16 protein-coding genes are annotated in these 19586 nt (G+C 63.7%); 9 read left to right on the forward strand and 7 right to left on the reverse strand.

Translation table 11 applies throughout. The features are described from left to right. Positions 1-9 precede the first annotated feature (9 nt). The 7 genes from sucC to Q1L59_RS12870 all read right to left on the reverse strand — a co-directional run bounded on the left by sucC (position 10) and on the right by Q1L59_RS12870 (position 9748). Positions 10-1170, reverse strand: a complete 1161-nt coding sequence (sucC, locus tag Q1L59_RS12840; RefSeq protein WP_300332766.1) for an ADP-forming succinate--CoA ligase subunit beta — start codon at positions 1168-1170, stop codon at positions 10-12. Positions 1171-1228: 58 nt separating this feature from the next. Beyond that, a complete protein-coding gene (locus Q1L59_RS12845; protein WP_300332768.1) occupies positions 1229-1780 on the reverse strand; it encodes a DUF2889 domain-containing protein in 552 nt (183 codons plus the stop codon). Positions 1781-1965: 185 nt separating this feature from the next. Continuing rightward, positions 1966-6636 carry an NAD-glutamate dehydrogenase gene (locus tag Q1L59_RS12850; RefSeq protein WP_300332770.1) on the reverse strand — a complete coding sequence of 1557 codons (4671 nt, stop codon included), beginning with the start codon at positions 6634-6636 and terminating at the stop codon, positions 1966-1968. A 21-nt stretch (positions 6637-6657) separates the two neighbouring features. Then, complete coding sequence (locus tag Q1L59_RS12855; RefSeq protein WP_300332772.1) at positions 6658-7386, reverse strand: amino acid ABC transporter ATP-binding protein; 729 nt, start codon at positions 7384-7386, stop codon at positions 6658-6660. Between the two features lie 34 nt (positions 7387-7420). Further along, positions 7421-8101, reverse strand: a complete 681-nt coding sequence (gltK, locus tag Q1L59_RS12860) for a glutamate/aspartate ABC transporter permease GltK (protein ID WP_300332774.1) — start codon at positions 8099-8101, stop codon at positions 7421-7423. Position 8102: 1 nt separating this feature from the next. After that, positions 8103-8840, reverse strand: coding sequence for an amino acid ABC transporter permease (locus Q1L59_RS12865; RefSeq protein ID WP_300332776.1), 738 nt, complete (start codon positions 8838-8840; stop codon positions 8103-8105). Continuing rightward, positions 8840-9748, reverse strand: a complete 909-nt coding sequence (locus Q1L59_RS12870; RefSeq protein WP_300332778.1) for a glutamate/aspartate ABC transporter substrate-binding protein — start codon at positions 9746-9748, stop codon at positions 8840-8842. The genes Q1L59_RS12865 and Q1L59_RS12870 overlap by 1 nt, the downstream gene beginning before the upstream one ends. A 367-nt stretch (positions 9749-10115) precedes the next feature. Here Q1L59_RS12870 and Q1L59_RS12875 point away from each other — a divergent pair, with 367 nt between their 5' ends. The 9 genes from Q1L59_RS12875 to Q1L59_RS12915 all read left to right on the forward strand — a co-directional run bounded on the left by Q1L59_RS12875 (position 10116) and on the right by Q1L59_RS12915 (position 19582). Next, positions 10116-11942, forward strand: coding sequence for a PDZ domain-containing protein (locus tag Q1L59_RS12875; RefSeq protein WP_300332780.1), 1827 nt, complete (start codon positions 10116-10118; stop codon positions 11940-11942). Next, positions 11939-12577 (forward strand): pyridoxamine 5'-phosphate oxidase, encoded by a 639-nt coding sequence (pdxH, locus tag Q1L59_RS12880; protein ID WP_300332782.1) that lies wholly within the window; start codon positions 11939-11941, stop codon positions 12575-12577. The genes Q1L59_RS12875 and pdxH overlap by 4 nt, the downstream gene beginning before the upstream one ends. A 212-nt stretch (positions 12578-12789) precedes the next feature. After that, complete coding sequence (locus tag Q1L59_RS12885; protein ID WP_300332783.1) at positions 12790-13611, forward strand: hypothetical protein; 822 nt, start codon at positions 12790-12792, stop codon at positions 13609-13611. A gap of 62 nt (positions 13612-13673) precedes the next feature. Continuing rightward, positions 13674-15440: a CHASE2 domain-containing protein gene (locus Q1L59_RS12890; protein ID WP_300332786.1), complete on the forward strand. Its 1767-nt coding sequence runs from the start codon at positions 13674-13676 to the stop codon at positions 15438-15440. Between the two features lie 36 nt (positions 15441-15476). Next, positions 15477-16484: a cytochrome c peroxidase gene (locus Q1L59_RS12895; protein WP_300332788.1), complete on the forward strand. Its 1008-nt coding sequence runs from the start codon at positions 15477-15479 to the stop codon at positions 16482-16484. 250 nt (positions 16485-16734) lie between these two features. Next, a complete protein-coding gene (locus Q1L59_RS12900) occupies positions 16735-17508 on the forward strand; it encodes an ABC transporter substrate-binding protein (RefSeq protein ID WP_300332790.1) in 774 nt (257 codons plus the stop codon). Between the two features lie 15 nt (positions 17509-17523). Then, positions 17524-18282 carry an amino acid ABC transporter permease gene (locus tag Q1L59_RS12905; protein WP_300332792.1) on the forward strand — a complete coding sequence of 253 codons (759 nt, stop codon included), beginning with the start codon at positions 17524-17526 and terminating at the stop codon, positions 18280-18282. Between the two features lie 10 nt (positions 18283-18292). Next, entirely contained in the window at positions 18293-19066 is a 774-nt protein-coding gene (locus Q1L59_RS12910) for an amino acid ABC transporter ATP-binding protein (RefSeq protein ID WP_300332794.1), read from the forward strand. Between the two features lie 63 nt (positions 19067-19129). Beyond that, complete coding sequence (locus Q1L59_RS12915; RefSeq protein ID WP_300332796.1) at positions 19130-19582, forward strand: NUDIX domain-containing protein; 453 nt, start codon at positions 19130-19132, stop codon at positions 19580-19582. Positions 19583-19586: the final 4 nt, after the last annotated feature.

Here is a 19586-nt window from a genome sequence, read left to right on the forward strand (position 1 = left end):
GGTGGCTCCTTAACTGACCGCAGCGACGATCTTGGTGGCGGCTTCCGCCATTGAATCAGCGGTGATGATCGGCAGGCCGGATTCACTCAGGATCTTCTTGCCGATATCCTCGTTGGTCCCCTTCATGCGCACGACCAGCGGAACCGAGAGGTGCGTTTCGCGCGCCGCGGCAACGACACCAGTGGCAATCGTGTCGCAGCGCATGATGCCACCGAAGATGTTGACCAGAATCCCCTTGACCTTGGGGTTGCGCAGCATGATCTGGAAGGCCTCGGTGACCTTTTCCGTGGTTGCGCCGCCGCCGACATCAAGGAAGTTGGCCGGTTCGGCACCGAAGAACTTGATCGTGTCCATCGTCGCCATCGCCAGGCCTGCACCGTTGACCAGACACCCGATGTTGCCGTCGAGCGAAATATACGAGAGGTCGAACTTCGAGGCTTCGAGTTCGTCCGGATCTTCTTCGTCGAGATCGCGGTAGGCAACGATCTCCGGTTGCCGATAGAGCGCATTGGAGTCGAAATTGAACTTGGCGTCGAGCGCCTTGATGTTGCCGTTCCCTTCAAGAATCAGCGGATTGATCTCGGCCAGCGAAGCGTCGGTCTCCATGTAGCACTTGAAGAGCGCTTTGAATGTTGCCACGGCCTTGTCGCGCGATTCGGCCGGTACGCCGATACCGTCGGCGAGTTGCCCCGCCTGCGCGTCGGTCAGTCCCTCCTCGGGGTCGACGAAGACCTTGATGATTTTCTCGGGTGTCTTGTGCGCGACTTCCTCGATATCCATGCCGCCTTCCGACGAGGCCATCATGGCAACCGTCTGCGTCGCGCGGTCGGTCAGCGCCGCCACATAGTATTCCTTGCGGATGTCTGCCCCTTCCTCGATCAGCAAACGCCGCACCTTCTGGCCCTGCGGTCCGGTCTGGTGGGTGACGAGCTGCATGCCGAGAATCTGGTTCGCATACTGCCGCACCTCATCGAGCGATTTGGCCACCTTGACGCCGCCGCCTTTGCCGCGCCCGCCGGCGTGAATCTGAGCCTTCACGACCCAGACTTTGCCGCCCAGGGTCTCGGCTGCCTTGACCGCGTCTTCGACGGTCGGACAGAACACCCCGCGCGGAACGACAACGCCGAATTTCTTCAGGAGTTCCTTGCCCTGATATTCGTGAATTTTCATGCGCTTTCCTTGCTTGAGTTAAGGTTGCGAAACGTAATGAACCGCAGGGCAGAATTTCCTACCCCGGCTTCTGGCCGCGGTACCAACGTGGATAGTACTGGCGTACCGCGTCTGAATGGGACTCCAGCGCGTGGCAGCGATCGAGCTGATAGGGTTTGTGTCCGCTGTCGTCGTTGTCCGGCACGTCGCTGGCGAAAGTCTGCAGCGCAGCGGTGGGCAGGAACATTGCCAACTCACTCAGGTGCGAGCAGCCGCGCGTGCTGCGAAACAGTGTCTTGACCGCCGTGCGGAAACCATGAAAGAGGTTGAGGCCGATCAGTTGCCGGTAGGCCGGCGTGATGCGATCACAATGGCCAACATACGGCATGGCATCAGTGCTGGCCACGGCGTCGACGATGCCCATTCGCGAGTCGATGGTCACCCGCAGCCACATGTCATGCACGGCCTCGCCCCGCTTGCGCAAACCTGACGACAAGAGGTAGTCCTGATCTTTGACATCGGTCAGACGTGCCTCGATGTCCCAGCGTCCGTCGCTCCGCTTGTAGCCACCAAGCTGCACGCTGCGCACATGCTTGAGGGTACGTTCGGCGGTGGGCGGGGGCAGCGTCATCAATGATCCTGAAGGAGCTGGCGAGCGGCACTCGAGGCTTCGCCACTAGCGCTGGATCTTACTACAAGCGGGCACTTCTTTGCCGGCGAAATTCATAATTACAGCCGTCGTCCGGCCTCCTCGGCGGGCGCTTGAGGTGCCGCCGGGCACCTCGCCGCCGCCTCTTCAGCGCCTCGGCGAACGCCTCAGGCGACCACCAGCCGGCGAATCTCGGCCAGCCCGGCCGAGAGCATCGCCAGATCCTGCGGCTCGCTGCCTTTGAGTTCGTCGACCACGGCGCCTGCCCTGTCAGTCGGCGGTTGCGCGTCGGCCAGGACTTGCCGGAGGAGGTGCTGGCGCAGCGCGGCAAGGTCGGCCGCCAGTTGCGAACGGGCTCTTGCCTGCCAGCGATTGCCCGCCGGCAGACGACCGATCGCCGCCGCCAGCCAGTCGAGATCAAGTTGCTCGGCAAGTCGTTCGAGCCCTCGCTTCACTTCGCCCAGAGAATGGCCGGTAATGTGCGTCAGGTTGACCAGTTCGATGACCGCAATCACCGCTGCACGCTGCTCGATCAGCGCGGTGATCGCTTCGACGCCGCGCCGCGCACCGCGCAGCTCGGCGATGACCTCGGCCGCCGACTGGCGGTAGTCGTCGATGATCTGGCCCAGGGCCACGCCGGAGCGCAGGCGGACAAGCAACAGACGCGTCACCTGCCCGGTCATTGCCCGCAGGTTTGCCATCAGTTCCATCTGCCTGCTTGCCGGCAGCAGGCCATCGAGGCGCTCGAGCTCGTGCCAGATCTCTTCTGCCGCGAGCACGCGGTTCGTCGCATACCAGGCAGCGGCCACTTCGGCCGCCGACGCAGCCGTCTCGTCGCCGATCCGCATGACGAAAGTGGTTCCCATGCGATTGACCATCAGATTGACCAGTTGCGTCGTCGTGATGTCTCGCCGCAGCGGATGCCTGGGCAAGAGATCGCGGCAATGCTCGATCAGGACGCCCGGGAAGTAGTTCACGAGCAATTCGTGCACCTCTTCGCTGTCCGGCAACGACGACGCCAGGAGATCCTCTTTTAGCGAAATCTTGGTATAGGCCAGCAGCACAGCAATTTCCGGTGCGGTCAAGCCACGCTTCTGCTGCGCGCGCTCGCCCAGACCCTTGTCGTCCGGCAGACATTCGATGGCGCGGTGCAGGGCCCCGCGCGCTTCGAGATTGCGGATCAAGCGACCGTGAACTTCGATCAGTTCGACCCCCGCCGCTGCTTCCAGCGCGATGGCCAGCGTCTGCTGGCGATTATCGGCGAGGACGAGTTGGCCGACCTCGTCGGTCATCGAGGCCAGCAGGGCGTCGCGCTGTTTGGCGGTCATGTCGCCGCGCGCCACGAGTCCGGAGAGGAGAATCTTGATATTCACTTCGTGGTCCGAGCAGTCGACGCCCGCCGAGTTGTCGATCGCGTCGGTAAAGATGCGGCCACCGTTCAGCGCGTACTCGATTCTTCCCCTTTGCGTGATTCCCAGGTTGCCGCCTTCGCCGACGACGCGCGCCTGCAGCTGGTTGCCGTCGATGCGCAGCACGTCGTTCGCCCGGTCACTCGCTTCCTGATGGCTTTGCCCGCTGGCCTTGACGTAAGTCCCGATGCCGCCGTTGTAAAGCAGGTCGCACTTGGCCTGCAGAATGGCCCGGATCAGTTCCGGCGGGGTCATCTGCAGCGCGTCGCAGCGCAGCCAGGCGCGCATCTCGCGCGACAGGCGGATCGACTTGCTGTCGCGCGGCCAGACGCCACCGCCGCTGGAGATCAGCGCCCGATCGTAGTCCGCCCACGATGAGCGCGGCAGGGCAAACAGTCGCTGGCGCTCGGCAAAGCTGCGCTCGGCGTCGGGCTGCGGGTCGACGAAGATGTGCCGATGGTCGAAAGCTGCCAACAGCCGAATCTCGCGCGACAACAACATGCCGTTGCCGAAGACGTCGCCCGACATGTCGCCAATGCCGATGACGGTGAACGGCTGTTGCTGGATATCGACGCCGAGCTCGCGAAAATGCCGCTTGACCGCCTCCCACGCGCCGCGCGCGGTGATGCCCATCTTCTTGTGGTCGTAGCCGGCCGAACCGCCGGAGGCAAACGCGTCGCCGAGCCAGAATCCGTAATCGACCGCAATCCCGTTGGCAATGTCGGAGAAAGTCGCCGTACCCTTGTCGGCAGCGACGACCAGGTAAGGGTCGTCGCCGTCGCGGCGACGCACGCCGGACGGCGCGACGACCTTGCCGTCGACCAGATTGTCGGTCAGGTCGAGCAGGCCGCGGATGAACAGCGAATAACACGCGACGCCCTCGGCGAGCACCGCCTCGCGTTCGTTCGCCGGCGGCAGCCGCTTGCAGACGAAACCCCCTTTCGAACCCAGCGGAACGATCACCGCGTTCTTTACCATCTGCGCCTTGACCAGCCCGAGCACCTCGGTGCGGAAGTCTTCCATGCGATCCGACCAGCGCAAGCCACCACGCGCCACACGCGCCCCGCGCAGATGAACGCCTTCGACGCGTTCGCTATAGACGAAGATCTCGTACAGTGGCACCGGCGCGGGCAGGAAAGGTATGTCGCGCGAGGACAACTTGAACGACAGGTAGTCCTTTGCCCGACCGCTGGCGTCGGTCTGATAGGCGTTCGTGCGCAAAGTCGCCTGGATCACGGTATGCAGCGCGGCAAGGATGCGGTCGTCGTCGGGATTGCTCACCTGCAACAGGGCAGCGTTCAGTTCGTCGCTCAGTGCCGCCGCGCGCTGCTCGTCGGCCTGCGCTGCAAAGAGCGCCGCGAACAGTTCGACGAGATGGCGGGCAATGCGGAAATGCGCCGCCAGACAGCGCTCGACCGAAGTCTGGCTGAACGGCAGACCGGTCTGCCGAAGGTAGCGGCTGTACGCGCGCAGGATGCCGATCTGCCGGCGATCAATTCCGGCAAGCAGCGCCAGACGGTTGAAACCGTCGTTTTCGGCCTGCTCGCGAAGCAAGGCTTCGAGCAGCTCGACGAAGGCCCGGCGCGTGGCTTCGTCGTCAAGCGTCGCCGCCTGCGGCAACTGAACGGCAAAGTCGGCGATCTGCAGGTCACTCGCCGGCAAGGAGAACGGCTGCTCGGAGAGCACCGTCAGACCCATGTTCTCGAGCATCGGCAGGATGGTCGACAAGGGCCGCGGACGGCCACGACGAAAAAGCTTCAGACGCTGGTGCGAGGCGTCGTCGCCCGGCGCGTTGCTCAGCTTGACCTCGACCTGACCGCTGCGCTCGGCCGTTTCGAGGCGCTCGAGGTCGGATACCGCGCCCGCCGGCGTGACGCATTCCTGATAGGACAGGGGCAACTCGCCGGCGTAGCGGCGCAGCAAGCGATTGCCGTGTTCCTCGCCGTAATGCGCGACGAGGTTCTGCTTCAACTCGTCGGTCCACCCGCGCACGATGCGGGCAACCTGACGTTCGATGGCCTCGCCGTCGTACTGATAGCGCGTACCGAAAGGCGTGCGAGCGATGAAATGCAGGCGCGCCAGCCGCGATTCGCCGAGCATCACGAAGTAATCGACCTGATCGGCCGCCAGGGTATCCTGCAGGAGCGCCGAAATCCGCCGCCGGACGGTCGTGTCGAAATGGTCACGCGGCATGTATACCATCGCCGAAACGTAGCGCCCCCATGCGTCATTGCGCAGGAAGACGCGCACCTGTTCGCGCTCGTGCAGAGAGACGATGCCACGCGCAATGCGCACCAGGTCGTCGCGCGCGATTTCGATCAATTCGTCGCGCGGGTACGTCTGGAGCACGTTGACCAGCGTCTTGTCGCGATGGCTGCGCGGCAGAAAACCAATCGCCTCGACGACTGCCGACAGTTTGCGCCGCAGGAGCGGAATGTCAGTCGCCGCTACGTGGTAGACCTGCGCCGTGTATAGCCCGACGAAAGCGCGTAGCCCGATGATCCTGCCGTCCTCGGCAAAGCGTTTGACGCCGATGAAATCGAGGTACGCCGAGCGATGCACGGTCGAGCGCGTATCCGCCTTGACCAGAATCACCGCCGCCGGATCTTTGCCGAGTTCAGCGATCGCGCCTGGAATTCCGCTCAGGCAGCGACCGAAGCGCGGATGCGCGACATCGCGCAGGATTCCCAGGCCGCTATCGGCGACGCGCACGAGAACGCTTTCACCGGCCACCGACTGGTAATCCGCACTGCCCAGAAAAACGAAATTGTTGGCGACCACCCAGGCCAGGTAGGCGGCCGTTTCATCGCGCTCGAACGCGGCCGAAACGGCCACTTCGTCGCGCGCTGCATGCATGCGCTGATACATCGCCGCGCCGTCGTCGACCGCGCTGCGCACATCGGCGAGCACGGCGACGATTTCCTCGCGCAAGGCGGGCAAGGCATCAGCGCCGACGCGATCGATTTCCAGGTGTATCCACGACTCGGCCTGAGTTCCCTCGCTGCCGCGCGGTCGGGTACGCTGCAGCCGGCCGCCGTCGCTGCGCAGCGCACCAAGCAAGGGATGCAGGAGGCGATGGATGGCCAGACCATGGCGGTAGACGACCATCGTGATCGAGTCGACCAGGAACGGGACATCGTCGGTGACGACATCCAGCACGGTATGCGGCGAATGCCAGCCGTGGCGGTCGAAGTCCGGCGTGTACAGCATGACGCGGGCCTCGCCCGGCTGGCGTTCCTCGCCCAGGCGGAAATGCTGTACGGCCGCGCCGAGAAGTCCTTCCGGACTGGCATCACCGGCATCGGTCAGCTCGACATCGGCGAAGTAGGTGTCGAGGAATTCGCGCACTCCCGTCGATAACTTGTGACGGTCGGCGACATCACGCAGATTGCCGCGCAGGGTGACGATCGATTCGCTGAACGCTGCCATGGCGCACGCCTCCCGCGCGGGTCAGTGGTGAAGAATCTTGGCGAGAAACTGTTGCGCACGCTCCGAACGGGGATTCTGGAAAAACGCCTCCTTGCTGTCGTCTTCGACGATACGCCCCTGGTCCATGAAGATCACCCGACTGGCGACGCGCCGGGCAAAACCCATTTCATGCGTCACGCACATCATCGTCATCCCTTCCTGCGCCAGTTCGGTCATCACGTCGAGCACCTCGTTGACCATTTCCGGGTCGAGTGCCGAGGTCGGCTCGTCGAACAGCATGCAGATCGGGTCCATCGCCAGCGCCCGGGCAATGGCCACGCGCTGCTGCTGTCCGCCGGAAAGCTGGCCCGGGAACTTTTCCGCCTGTTCGCGCAAGCCAACGCGCTCCAGCAGCTTGCTCCCCTTCTCGCGCGCCTGTTCGAGGCTGCGACCGAGTACCTTGACCTGGGCAATGCACAGGTTGTCGATGATTTTCATGTGCGGGAAGAGCTCGAAGTTCTGGAAGACCATGCCGACCGTCGACCGCAGCTTGGACAGGTTGGTTTTCGGATCGCCGACCGATACGCCGTTGACGATGATCTCCCCACTCTGGAAAGGCTCCAGCCCATTGACGCATTTGATCAGCGTCGACTTGCCCGAACCCGAAGGCCCACAGACTACGATCACTTCTCCCTTGTGGACCTGCGTCGTACAGTCAGTGAGCACCTGGAACGTGCCGAAATGCTTGCTGACCTTGTTCATCGAAATCATCGAATACTCCTTGCGTCCGCGCTGCCGCAACCGCTCACGCGGTTTTCAGCCGGTTCTGGAAATGGCGAACCAGTCTTGATGCGGCAAAACAGATGATGAAATAGACCACGCCGGCAAAGAGCAGCAGTTCAACCAGCCGGCCATCGCGATCGCCCACCTTGTAAGCCGCTCCGAAAAAGTCGGCGAGCGCCGACACATAGACCAGGGACGTATCCTGGAAGAGGATGATCCCCTGCGTCAGCAGCAGCGGCACCATGTTGCGAAAAGCCTGCGGCAGGACGACCAGGCGCATCGACTGGCCGTAGGTCATGCCGAGCGCACTCGCCGCAGCCATCTGGCCCTTGGGCACCGACTGTATTCCGGCGCGAATGATCTCCGAATAGTACGCGGCTTCGAACAGGGCAAAACCGGCGATCGCCGAAGCCAGACGCACGTCCGACCCCGGCGGCAGACCGAAAAGCCTTTCAAGCAGGTGCGGGACGATGAGGAAGAACCACAGCAGCACCATGACCAACGGCACCGCGCGGAAGAGATTGACGTAGGCAGCGGCAAACCAGGAGAGAACGCTGACCGACGACAGGCGCATGAGCGCCAGCAGGGTACCCCAGACGATGCCGAAAACAACCGCGCTGAGCGTAATCTCCAGCGAAATCTTCATCCCGTCCCAGAGAAACGGCAGCGCGTTGGGAATCGACGACCAATCGAATTCGTGCATCTCACTTAGCTCCGATGTAGCCCGGGACGCGCACGCGCGCTTCGACCCAGCGCATGCCGAACATGACGACGACGTTGATCGTCAGGTAGGCAAGGGTGACCGCGATGAACGACTCATAAGGCTGCGCCGTGTAGTCGACGAGTTGCCGGCCCTGCGCCGCCAGTTCAAGGAGACCGATCGTCGAGCAGACCGCCGAGTTCTTGAAGATGTTGAGGAACTCGGACGTCAGCGGGGGAACGATCAGACGGACGGCCATCGGCAGTAGAACATGGCGATAGGTCTGCGCCAGCGTGAAGCCCATCGCCAGTCCGGCGTTCTTCTGCCCCGGCGGCAGCGAATTGATTCCCGAACGAACCTGTTCAGCCACCCGCGCGCTGGTAAACAAGGCAAGGCAAACCATCGAGGCGAGAAACTGCTGGAGTATCGGGTTGGTTTGCTTGAAGGCATTGCCGAGTTGCTCGGGCAGCAGCTCGGGCATGACGAAATACCAGAGAAAAAGCTGCACGAGCAGTGGAATGTTGCGGAAGACCTCGACATAGGCAGTGGCGATTCCTGCCAGCAATTTGTTCGGCACCGTGCGCAGGATGCCGACCACCGCGCCCACCGCCAGGGCAATCAGCCAGGCGGAGAGCGACAGGGCGATGGTCATCTTGAAGCCATAGAACATCCAGCCAAGATAGGTATCGTCGCCCGTCGCCGTCGGCTGCAGAAAAACGCCCCAGTTCCAGTTATAAGCCATCAGTCGAAGGCTTTGTCGTTAGGCGCCTTGTAGAGCGCTTTCACGACATCGGAAAGCGGGAAGTTGAGGTTCAGACCTTTCGGCGGAATCGGCTGCAGGAACCATTTGGCGTAGATCTTCTCCGCTTCACCCGAGGTCATCGCCTTGGCCAACGCCGCGTCGACAACCTTCTTGAACGCCGGATCATCCTTGCGCATCATGCAGCCATACGCCTCGAAAGATTGTGGTGTGCCGACCACCGCCCAGTCACTGGCGCGTTTGGCCTTGGCCATTTCGCCGTAGAGCAGCGCGTCGTCCATCATGAAAGCGACCGCGCGACCGGTTTCCAGCGTCAGGAACGATTCGCCGTGGTCCTTGGCGCTGATCACGTTCATCTTCATCTGCTTCTCTTCGTTCATCCGGCGCAGAAGGCGCTCGGAAGTCGTCCCGGCGGTCGTCACGACGTTCTTGCCAGCCAGGTCCGGAAAATCCTTGATGCCGGAATTCGTCTTCGTCATCAGACGCGTCCCGATGGCGAAAATGCTGTTCGAGAAGCTGACCTGCTTTTGACGTTCGGTATTGTTCGTCGTCGAACCGCATTCGATATCGACTGAACCGTTTTGTACCAGCGTGATGCGGTTGGCCGAGGTGACCGGCATCAGCTTGGTGTCGAGCTTGGCCATCTTGAGTTCGGTCTTCACCGCATCGACGACCTTGAGCATCAGCTCATGCGAGTAGCCGATGACCTGCTGCTTGTCGTCGTAATACGAAAAGGGGATCGACGATTCGCGATGGCCCAGGGCAATGATCCCGGTATCCTTGATCTTCTTCAGTGTACCGGTGAGCTCCTGGGCCAGCAGCGGTGTTGCCGACAGCATGCCAGTAGCTAACGCGAGCGCCAGCACCTGGCGCGTCATATTCTTCTTCATGGGTTTCTCCTTCCTCTCCAAAATACGAGTCGTTTGTCGGGTGAGCACCCGGGGCTCATGATTGTGGCACGACTTGCGCGCGAAACCAAGCAATGACCCATGCATGGTTTACGCGCGATCAGCCGCCCGCTCTCGACCTCCGCGCGCCAGACGAGTGAACGCGCGAAGCGCAGTACCCGCAGCGCTCGCCGTTCGACCGCGCGGATGCCTTACAATTCGCGTACAGGTCACGACTTTCGCCAGGCATTCTGGATGGACAGAGCGATGACCGTCCCCTCTCCCCGCCTGTCGGCAAGGGTTTGCTGCGTCGCTCACCGGCGCGACATGCCCGGGAGAATCCATCAGCGACTCCAGACGAAGCAACGGCATGCCAGCCGCACCCATCCTCTACCGCATTCAGCCGAGCAATGTGCACGCGCATCTGTTCGAAATTCGCTGTACGCTGCGCAACCCCGCGGTGGGTGGTCAAGGTTTCGCTCTCCCGGCCTGGATTCCCGGCAGCTACATGATTCGCGACTTTGCGCGCCATGTCGTGGCGATCCGTGCCGAGTCGTCTGGGCAAGCGCTACGCCTGGAGAAGATCGACAAGCAGACCTGGCAAGCGGCAGCCACCAAAGAGCGCCGCCCGCTGACGCTAATCTACCAGGTATACGCCTGGGATCTCTCGGTGCGCGCCGCACATCTCGACCAGTCGCACGCCTTCTACAACGGCACCAGTGTTTTCCTGCGCCCGCTTGGCCACGAGCATCTGCCCTGCCTGGTCGATATTCAGCCGCCGCGCGGGAAGGCGTTTGCGCATTGGCGGGTAGCGACCGCTCTGGCGCCCGCCAGCGGCGAAAAGGGCTGCGCCAAACCGCATGGCTTTGGCCTCTACCGCGCCGCCGACTACGACGAGCTGATTGATCATCCGGTTGAAATGGGAAGCTTCGCGCATGCCGCCTTCACTGCCTGCGGCGTTCGCCACGAAGTCGCCATCAGCGGCCGCCACGACGCCGATCTGAACCGCCTGACCAGCGATCTGCAGCGCCTTTGCGAATGGCAGATTCGTTTCTTCGGCGAACCCGCACCGATGCCCGCCTACGTGTTCCTGATCACCGCCGTCGGGGAAGCCTACGGCGGACTCGAACATCGTGCCTCGACGGCGCTACTCTGTTCCCGCGACGATCTACCCTACGCCGGCATGCGCGGCACCCCCGAACGCTATCGCGCCTTCCTCGGCCTGTGCAGCCACGAGTATTTCCACACCTGGAACGTCAAGCGCATCAAGCCTGCCGCCTTCTGCCCGTATCAGCTCGAGGCTGAAACCTACACGACGCTGCTCTGGGCATTCGAGGGTTTCACTTCGTACTATGACGATCTGGCTCTCCTGCGCTGCCGCCTGATCAGCCGCAAGCAGTGGCTGGACGGACTTGCCAGGACGATCGACAAGGTTCAGCGCGCCCCCGGACGGCACGTTCAGACGCTGGCCGAAGCGAGTTTCGACGCCTGGACGAAGTACTATCGACCGGACGAGAACACGCCGAATGCGAGCGTCAGCTACTACGCCAAGGGTGCGCTCGTCGCCCTCGCCCTCGATTTGACGCTGCGCGCCGGAACCGCCAGTCGGGTCAGCCTGGATGACGTCATGCGGACGCTCTGGCAACGGTTCGGCCGCGATGCGGGCAGCCCGGGAATCGAAGACGACGACCTCCAGCGGATAGCCGAAGAACTCTCGGGCATCCCGCTGGCCAGCTTCTTTACGGCGGCCGTGCAGAGCACCGACGATCTGGCGCTGGCCGACCTGCTCAAGCCGTTCGGCGTCCGACTGACGCACAGCACCGCGTCGACAACGCCGCAACTCGGGGTGGACACCGCCGATGCTGGCGACGAAGTCCGTTTGACGACGGTCTACAGCGACAGCCCGGCGCAGATCGCCGGGTTGTCGGCGGGTGATCTGCTCGTCGCCCTCGACGGGCTGCGCGTAACGCCGCACAGCTTCGAGCGCCTGCTCGGCCGGCGCAAAGCCGGCCAGCGCGTCGAAATCCTCGCCTTCCGACGCGACGAATTGCGCGTTTTTTCGGTCGAACTGGCCGCCCCTGCTGCCGATCGGCACAAGCTGCACGTCGGCCAACGCGGCAACGCCCTGCGTCGCGCCTGGCTGGGCAGGACGGGCAAACACGAACGTTCGACAGATCACGGAGACCGCGAAAAATGACCGACCTGGCCACCCTGCGCAAGAGCTACGAACGCGGCAAACTCAGCGAGGAGTCGTCGCACGCCGATCCACTGGCGCAGTTCGCTCAGTGGTTCCAGGAGGCCATTGCGGCCCAGCTTCCCGAACCGAACGCCATGACGCTGGCCACCGTGGACAGCCGCCAGCGCCCGTCCACGCGCATCGTACTGATCAAGAGCTACGACGAGCACGGTCTGACCTGGTTCACCAACTACGAGAGCCGCAAGGGACGCGAGCTGGCGAACAACCCATGGGCTGCCCTGCAGTTCCACTGGGTAGAGCTCGAGCGCGTCGTACGTATCGAGGGCCGGGTCGAAAAGCTGGCCGCAGCGGAAAGCGACGCCTACTTCGCCAGCCGGCCGCTCGATTCACGCATCGGCGCCTGGGCAAGCCCGCAAAGCCAGGTCATTGCCGACCGCGGTGTGTTGATCGCCGCCGCCGCACGCTATGCCGCGCGTTTTCTGCTCGACCCACCGCGCCCGCCGCATTGGGGGGGTTACCGCTTACAACCTGACACCTGGGAATTCTGGCAGGGCCGAAAAAGCCGCTTGCACGATCGACTGCGCTACCGGCTGGACGGCACCCGACAATGGATTCACGAACGCCTGGCCCCTTGAGCCGCACAGGGCAGCAGAACACGCGCGGAAAGGCTGCGTCGACGACGGCCGGCCTGATCGCCGAGCAGCTTGGCAGGCGGTCGAACGTGCGCCTTGGCCGGCTGTCTTAGGCCGATATAATGCTGCGTTCGCTTGCCCAAGCGAACAGCCTGCGAGCGGCTGGCGCAAACCAGGCTGCTCAGCTTGGCCGATCAGCGTGGGGGGACGAAGCAATGAGCTTACGAGAACGAACAGTCAGCGGCCATTCCGGATTCTCACGGTCGATCCACACCCGGCTGTTCCTGCTCCTGCTCGCCTGCCTGGGCCTGACGGGGTGTGCTTCGCTCACCCTCGACATCGTCCGTGACGGTCAACTGGTAGCCAGCGGCGACCCGCCGGGGGTCGACCTGGCGCGCCAAGGCATGCTCCTGAGCGTGACGCCCGGCATGGCCCTGCAGGCGGGCGACGAGTTGCGCACCGACGCTCGTTCGACGGCGGTGGTCAGCTTCTTCAGCGGCGCGCGCGCGTATGTCCAACCGAACAGCCAAGTGCAGCTCGGCAGCCTTCTCGTCTACCTCGGTGAAGTGCTGGTCAAGGCCAGAGGCTATTTTCGCGTCGACACGAAGTACGCCACAGCAGCCTCCGAAGGCACCGAATATCTCGTTCGCGTCGATCCCGGAGAGCGCCTTCAGGTCACCGTCGCCGAGGACCGCGTCAGCCTCAGCTCACCCAACCTCGCATGGCCGAAGAAGTCGCTCGGCGTCGGGCAAACAGCCCGCCTCAGCGGGCCCGACCTGCTTGATATCGGCCTGGCAGCACCCGGTGAAGTCGAGGCAATCAGAAGCCGCATAGACAGTCTCGACCAGATCGTCCCCAGCTACGCCGGCATCGGCACCGCACTTCTCGTCGGCGCCGCGATTACCGCGGGTGCCGTGGCGATCGGCAGCCAGTCGCACAACGAACGCGAGCACGATCGCCGCCGGCGCACGCCCGACCGGCCGGCCGCGGATGACGCCAGCCCCCAGGATCCGCTGGGACCGGCACGTCGTCGCTGAGCATCGTGAGGCGCGCCTGTCGGCGGCCAGCGAAGCCGCTTTGTTGCCGCCACGGTTGATTCGTGAGCAGAATATTCATCAGCTATCGGCGCGAGGACAGCATCGCTTACGCCGGGCGCCTGCACGACAACTTGGCCGCGCATTTCGGCGTCGACCGGGTTTTCATGGACCTTGGCCAGATCAAAGCGGGTGACGACTTCACCCGCGTCCTGGCCGACCAGATCGCCGCCTGCGACATCGTCGTCGCGGTGATCGGGCCGCACTGGCTGGACGCGAGCAATGCCCAGGGACGTCGGCTCGCACAGGCGGACGATTTCGTGCGCTACGAACTGGCAAGCGCGCTTGCCCAGGGCAAACGCCTGATTCCAGTGCTCGTCGGCGGTGCGCGCATGCCGGCAAGCAGCGACCTGCCGGCGACCATCGCCGAGTTGGCGCGCCGCCAGGCGCATGAACTCGACGACCACCGCTTTCAGCTCGACCTCGACGCGCTGATCCGGCAAATCGAGCGGCGCCCATCGTTGCTGGCCCAGTTCGCCGGGATGGCCAGGGCCGAGCGCGTCTACCGGTGGCAGCAGCCTGCCCTCGTCGGTATCGCCTTGACCATGGTGCTGTTTGCCTGGGTGCAGTTGTTCGATGCACTGGGCATCGACGCGCGCCTGGCGAGCTACACGATGGCGATCGGCGACCAGCTCGCGCCACCGGCAGTGAGCGACCGGATCGCCATCGTCGGTTTCTCCGAGGCAAGCGAGGCGCGCCTCGGGCGGCCGGGGCCTGCCTGGCGGCGGGCGCACGCGCAGATCATCGACCGGCTGAGCGAGGCAGGTGCCAAACTGATCGTGTTCGACGTGTTCTTCGAACGAACAACGGCAGCCGACGAAGACTTTCTCGCTGCGATCGGGCGCGCTCGAGAGCGCGGAACACGTGTCATCGTTGGCGTTCGGCGCCTGCTCGACAGCCAGCCGGCAATGCTGCCGGGTTTGCCCGCGCTGGTTGACGGCGGCCTGCTCTGTCTCGGCGGTCGGCTGGGCTACGCTTCGCTGGCGCCGCTTGCTGTCGTCAAGGCAGGCAGGGACGCAACATCCGGCGATCCGCCGGCACTTGCCGGACGACGCAGCCTGATCGCCATCAGTGCGCTCGCCGCTGGCGGCCAGCTTGCCGTCGTCGACGCGCAACACCAGCAACTGACGCTGGTCGGCGCCGGCGCGCAAACGCTCTGGCAGGGCGCCTTGCAGCCGGTCGGCCGGCAGCTCGAAGCATCGGGACAGGCCAGCCGCGACTGTCCCTTGCTGGCTGAAGACGACCTAGTCGCGACGATGCTGATTCGTCTGGCGCCGGCCGCCGCCTGGCGCACCGGACAAGCACGCTACGACTACGAGCAATTCACTTCATCGACCGCAGCCGTCGGCGACATCCACCTGGCTGATCGCATTGTCCTGGTTGGCGACGCGCGCCAGGAGGGCGACCAGTTTCTCGTCCGCCGCGGACTCGCCAGCGAATGGCGAGCAGGCGTCGAACTGCATGCCGAGGTGCTCAACAACCTGCTGCAGGGCATCCACGTACGCCAGCTGAACCCGCTTGCCCAGTTCGTCGTCATGCTGGCGTTCGCCGCCGCGGGCGGCTGGCTGCGCCGCGTTTGTGCGGACCTGCGTCGCTATTGGCGGGTCATGCTGCTTGGCGGAGCCATCGTCGCTTATCTGGCAGCGACGGTCCCCGCCTATACGCAGTACGGCTTGCTGCTCAACCCGGCTTACCCGCTGGGCGCGCTTTTTCTCGCCTACTACCTGTTCGGCCGCATGGTGAGCAGCAGCGAGCCTGACCGAGTGGGGTAGACTTGCCGACCATTCACCCAAGGAGGAGCACAACGAATGATTGCCACGACCAAGCGCGCGGCGCTGCTGTGCAGCGTACTCGGCGCCCTGCTGATCGGCTGCGTTTCGCTGCCGCAGGAAGACGTTTCGTATCCGCGCTCATCGGCGCTGCCGCCACCACCGGATCCGCCCGACAATCCGACAACGCCAGCAAAAGCGGCCCTCGGCAAACAGTTGTTCTTCGATAAACGGCTCTCGGGCGACGGCAGCACGTCCTGCGAGGGCTGCCACTACCGCCACCTTGGCTGGACGGATGGGCTTGCCCTCTCGCGCAAAGTGGGTGGCGAGATGAACACCCGACACACGCCGACGCTCTACAACACCGGCTACGCCGACGCATGGTACTGGGACGGACGCGCGCGAACGCTCGAGGGTCAGATCGCGGCCGCCTGGAAAGCGCAGATCGGCGCCGACCCACAACGGACTGCAGCGCTCATCGGCACCGTCGCCGCCTACCGCAACCAGTTCCAGGCCGTCTTCGGAAGCGAACCGACGGCAGACAACATCCCGCGCGCTCTGGCCACCTTCCTGCGCACACTGAACAGCGGTGAGTCGCCGTGGGATCGCTACCTCGCTGGCGATTCGACGGCGGTACCAGCGGCGGCGATCGCCGGGCACGAACTGTTCATCGGCAAGGCCGGCTGCGCGAGTTGCCATACGCCGCCGTTATATACCGACAATCGTTTCCACAATATCGGCCTGGAAGCCGGCAAGAGCCGACCTGACTCCGGCCGCCAGACGATCAGCAAAGACGCGCAGGATCTGCATGCGTTCAAGACGCCGACACTACGCTCGGTTGGCCTTTCCGGACCCTACTTTCACGACGGCAGCGTCGGCCGCCTGGAAGACGCGGTGCGTTACATGGCGGCCGGTGGCGGGGCTGATCCGCAACGAAGCCCGCTGCTCGTAGACCGCAAGCTGTCCGAAGAAGAAATCGCGCAGATCGTCGCCTTCCTCGGCACGCTGACCAGCGATGAGCGCTTCATCCGGCCCAGCCTGCCCTGATTCAAGCGCCGGCCTGACCGGGCGAATCACCGACCAGCGCGCCCGGTTCCGCCGCTCCGGGCGTTGCGCGACTTGCCCTGGGGCAAATTCTGCGCACTAAACAGCCTTCCGGCGTGCGCTCGGCAGGCCTTATTTGTTGTACCCTTGCGTGCCTTTCCGGTTTGCCTCGGCAACCCCGGGCTTGTTCGCCTTTTCGTGCTCACCAGGCGGTCCCCAGGCGGGACCGGTTCATTTCTTTGAAGGAGGTGCCATGCGATTCCCAGTCAGCTTCTTGCAAGCCGCCCTGCCCCTGTTGCTGATCCTTGCCGGCCCAGCCGACGCACGCGAATGGAACGTCGTCAAGAGCTCGGGAACGATCATCGCCGCCACTGAGGGTGGTTTTCAGCCCTTCAACTACTACGAGGGCGCCAAGCTCACCGGCTTCGAAGTCGAACTCGGCGAAGCCATCGCGCGCAAGCTTGGCCTGAAGCTGGAGTGGAAGGTCGTACCTTTCGACGCACAATTGGCTGCGCTGCAGCAGGACCGCTTCGACTTTGCAATCGCCTCGCACGGTTACACCGAAGAGCGCGCGAAATCGGTCGACTTCGCCAACCCGCATTACTGCACCGGCGGGCAGATCGCGGCGCGCGCCGGCGGCCCGCTCACCGTCACCGCACTGAGCGGCAAGACGGTCGGCGTACAACTCGCCACCAGCTACGCCGACGCCGCCAAGAAGATCAATGGCATCAAGGAAATAAAGACGTACAAGGGCGATCCGGAAGCGTTTTCAGCGCTCCGCGCGAAGAAGGTCGAAGCGTGGATTTCGGACAAGTTTACGGTCAAGGCGACGCTCGACAAGAACCCGAAGGCAGGAATCGTCGCTGGCGATCTGGTCTTCGTCGAGCGCGTTTCGATGATCCTGCGCAAGAACAACAAGGAACTCGCCGACAAGCTTAATCAGGCGCTGGCCGATCTGATGAAGGACGGCACCTACCGTGCGCTGTCCGAGAAGTACTTCAAAGAGGACATTTCCTGCCGCTCATAGCACCAGCGACCAACGATGAACTGGGCGACGCGCTACCCCGGCTGGGCAATGTTTGCCGCCATGGCCGGGCTGCTCGCCTTTCTCTGGGGACTGGCGATACCGCTCGCCGCCGCTCCTGAGCCGATCGGTCCGGCCGCCGAGCAATTCGCCGACGGCGCCCGGATTACCGTCTGGCTGACGCTGGTAGCCGGCAGTTCGGGCATCGTCATCGGCGTTCTCGCCGGCGTCGGCAAGCTCTCGCGTTTCTGGCCGCTGCGCCGACTCTGCGACGCCTACGTCTGGCTGATTCGCGGCACCCCCTTGCTGCTGCAGATTCTGTTCGTCTGGCTGGCGGCGCCGTCGATCCTGCCCGAGGACATCGTGTTGTCCGATTTCGCCTGTGCGGCGATCGCTTTGGCACTGAATGTCGGGGCTTACAACACCGAATGCGTGCGTGCCGGGATTCTCGCCGTCCCCTGGGGGCAGGTCGAAGCTGCGCGGGCGCTTGGCCTGACGCCGGTACAGACCTTCATGGACGTTGTCCTGCCGCAGAGCATGCGCGTCGCGCTACCCGCGCTGGCCAACAATCTCGCCTCGCTGGTCAAGGACTCGTCGCTCGCCTACGCGATCAGCGTCGTCGAGCTGACCATGGTCGGCTATCGCGTCCAGGCGGAGAGCTACCAGCCGATCCCCGTCTTCGTCACCACCGCGGTGATCTACCTGATTCTGACGACCGCTTTCACGACACTCACGGCGGCGCTCGAAGCGCAGCTCAACACCGGCCAGCAGCGCTGAGCGAAGCCGCATGAACAGCCCGGCACCCAGCCCCGACACAAGCTTGCGACCGATCATCGAGGCGCGCCAGGTCGACAAGCGATTCGGCTCGTTCCACGCCTTGAAAAAGGTCTCGGCGGTCTTCTATGAAGGCCAGGTGACGGCCATCGTCGGACCGTCCGGCTCCGGCAAGTCGACCTTTCTGCGCACGCTGAATCGTCTCGAAACGCACGATTCGGGCGAGATCGTGATCGACGGCATCGTTCTCAACGACGACCTGAAGAACCTCGACGCCATCCGCCGCGAAGTTGGAATGGTCTTCCAGAGCTTCAACCTCTTCACTCACCTGACGATCCTGCGCAACATCACACTGGCGCCGATGCGTGTGCGCAAGATGGAGCGTGCGGCGGCCGAGCAGAAGGCGCGCACGCTGCTCGAACGCGTCGGCCTGCTGAGCCAGGCGGACAAATACCCGGTGCAGCTTTCCGGCGGCCAGCAGCAACGCGTGGCGATTGCCCGCGCCTTGGCGATGGACCCCAAAGTACTTCTCTTCGACGAGCCTACCTCGGCACTCGATCCGGAAATGGTCAATGAAGTCCTCGCCGTGATGCGCGAGCTGGCCTACAGCGGTATCACGATGCTCGTCGTCACGCACGAAATGGGCTTCGCGCGCGAGGTCGCCGACCGGATCATCTTCTTCGACGACGGCGTCATACTGGAAGACACGACGCCGGAGGTTTTCTTCACCCAAGCCGAGCATGAACGGGCACGCGCTTTCCTGTCGCAGGTACGACACGGCTTCTGAACGGCGGAGCATCAGCCCGCGCGTAGCGGGCAGCCCGATTCGTCGGCGGCGAGATTGGCAGAAATGAAGTTCAACCAGCAGGCCGGTGCCTGGGCGATCATCCACAGCACGGCGACCGATACCTTCCTCTTCGGTCGTCGTTCGCCAGCGATGAACAAGCCCGGCGTGTGGAACTTCTTTGGTGGCCATGTCGACGCGGACGAAAGCCCGGAGGAGGCGCTGTTGCGCGAGTTATCGGAGGAACTGGGGATCAGACGCACGCGCGACCAGCTTCTTCGTTTCGGCAAGGTCAGCGGCGCCGCGGTCGAGCACCTGGGCTACGTCGATGCGCTACGCGAGCTGCACTACTTTCTGCTGCGTACCGAGCACGAGTTCGAGCCGCGCTTGAACTTCGAGCATTCTGCTTTCGCCTGGTGCAAGATCGGCAAGCTGCCGCGCAACCTCAACCGCCCAACCGCGATCGGGGTCAGCATCGGACTGCTCCATAAGGCGGCCTTGCTGGCTGGCGAGACCTGATCGG

Origin of the sequence: Accumulibacter sp., from assembly GCF_029255125.1 — a bacterium.
In the GTDB taxonomy this organism is placed as follows: domain Bacteria; phylum Pseudomonadota; class Gammaproteobacteria; order Burkholderiales; family Rhodocyclaceae; genus Accumulibacter.

Excerpts from the sequence above, each read along its gene's own strand:
- Q1L59_RS12900 (WP_300332790.1), top strand. The coding sequence starts at position 16,735 with ATGCGATTCCCAGTCAGCTTCTTGCAAGCCGCCCTGCCCCTGTTGCTG.
- Q1L59_RS12915 (WP_300332796.1), top strand. The coding sequence starts at position 19,130 with ATGAAGTTCAACCAGCAGGCCGGTGCCTGGGCGATCATCCACAGCACG.
- Q1L59_RS12875 (WP_300332780.1), top strand. The coding sequence starts at position 10,116 with ATGCCAGCCGCACCCATCCTCTACCGCATTCAGCCGAGCAATGTGCAC.
- Q1L59_RS12845 (WP_300332768.1), bottom strand. The coding sequence starts at position 1,780 with ATGACGCTGCCCCCGCCCACCGCCGAACGTACCCTCAAGCATGTGCGC.
- Q1L59_RS12855 (WP_300332772.1), bottom strand. The coding sequence starts at position 7,386 with ATGATTTCGATGAACAAGGTCAGCAAGCATTTCGGCACGTTCCAGGTG.
- pdxH (WP_300332782.1), top strand. The coding sequence starts at position 11,939 with ATGACCGACCTGGCCACCCTGCGCAAGAGCTACGAACGCGGCAAACTC.
- Q1L59_RS12865 (WP_300332776.1), bottom strand. The coding sequence starts at position 8,840 with ATGGCTTATAACTGGAACTGGGGCGTTTTTCTGCAGCCGACGGCGACG.
- Q1L59_RS12905 (WP_300332792.1), top strand. The coding sequence starts at position 17,524 with ATGAACTGGGCGACGCGCTACCCCGGCTGGGCAATGTTTGCCGCCATG.
- Q1L59_RS12885 (WP_300332783.1), top strand. The coding sequence starts at position 12,790 with ATGAGCTTACGAGAACGAACAGTCAGCGGCCATTCCGGATTCTCACGG.
- gltK (WP_300332774.1), bottom strand. The coding sequence starts at position 8,101 with ATGCACGAATTCGATTGGTCGTCGATTCCCAACGCGCTGCCGTTTCTC.
- Q1L59_RS12870 (WP_300332778.1), bottom strand. The coding sequence starts at position 9,748 with ATGAAGAAGAATATGACGCGCCAGGTGCTGGCGCTCGCGTTAGCTACT.
- Q1L59_RS12895 (WP_300332788.1), top strand. The coding sequence starts at position 15,477 with ATGATTGCCACGACCAAGCGCGCGGCGCTGCTGTGCAGCGTACTCGGC.
- Q1L59_RS12850 (WP_300332770.1), bottom strand. The coding sequence starts at position 6,636 with ATGGCAGCGTTCAGCGAATCGATCGTCACCCTGCGCGGCAATCTGCGT.
- sucC (WP_300332766.1), bottom strand. The coding sequence starts at position 1,170 with ATGAAAATTCACGAATATCAGGGCAAGGAACTCCTGAAGAAATTCGGC.
- Q1L59_RS12910 (WP_300332794.1), top strand. The coding sequence starts at position 18,293 with ATGAACAGCCCGGCACCCAGCCCCGACACAAGCTTGCGACCGATCATC.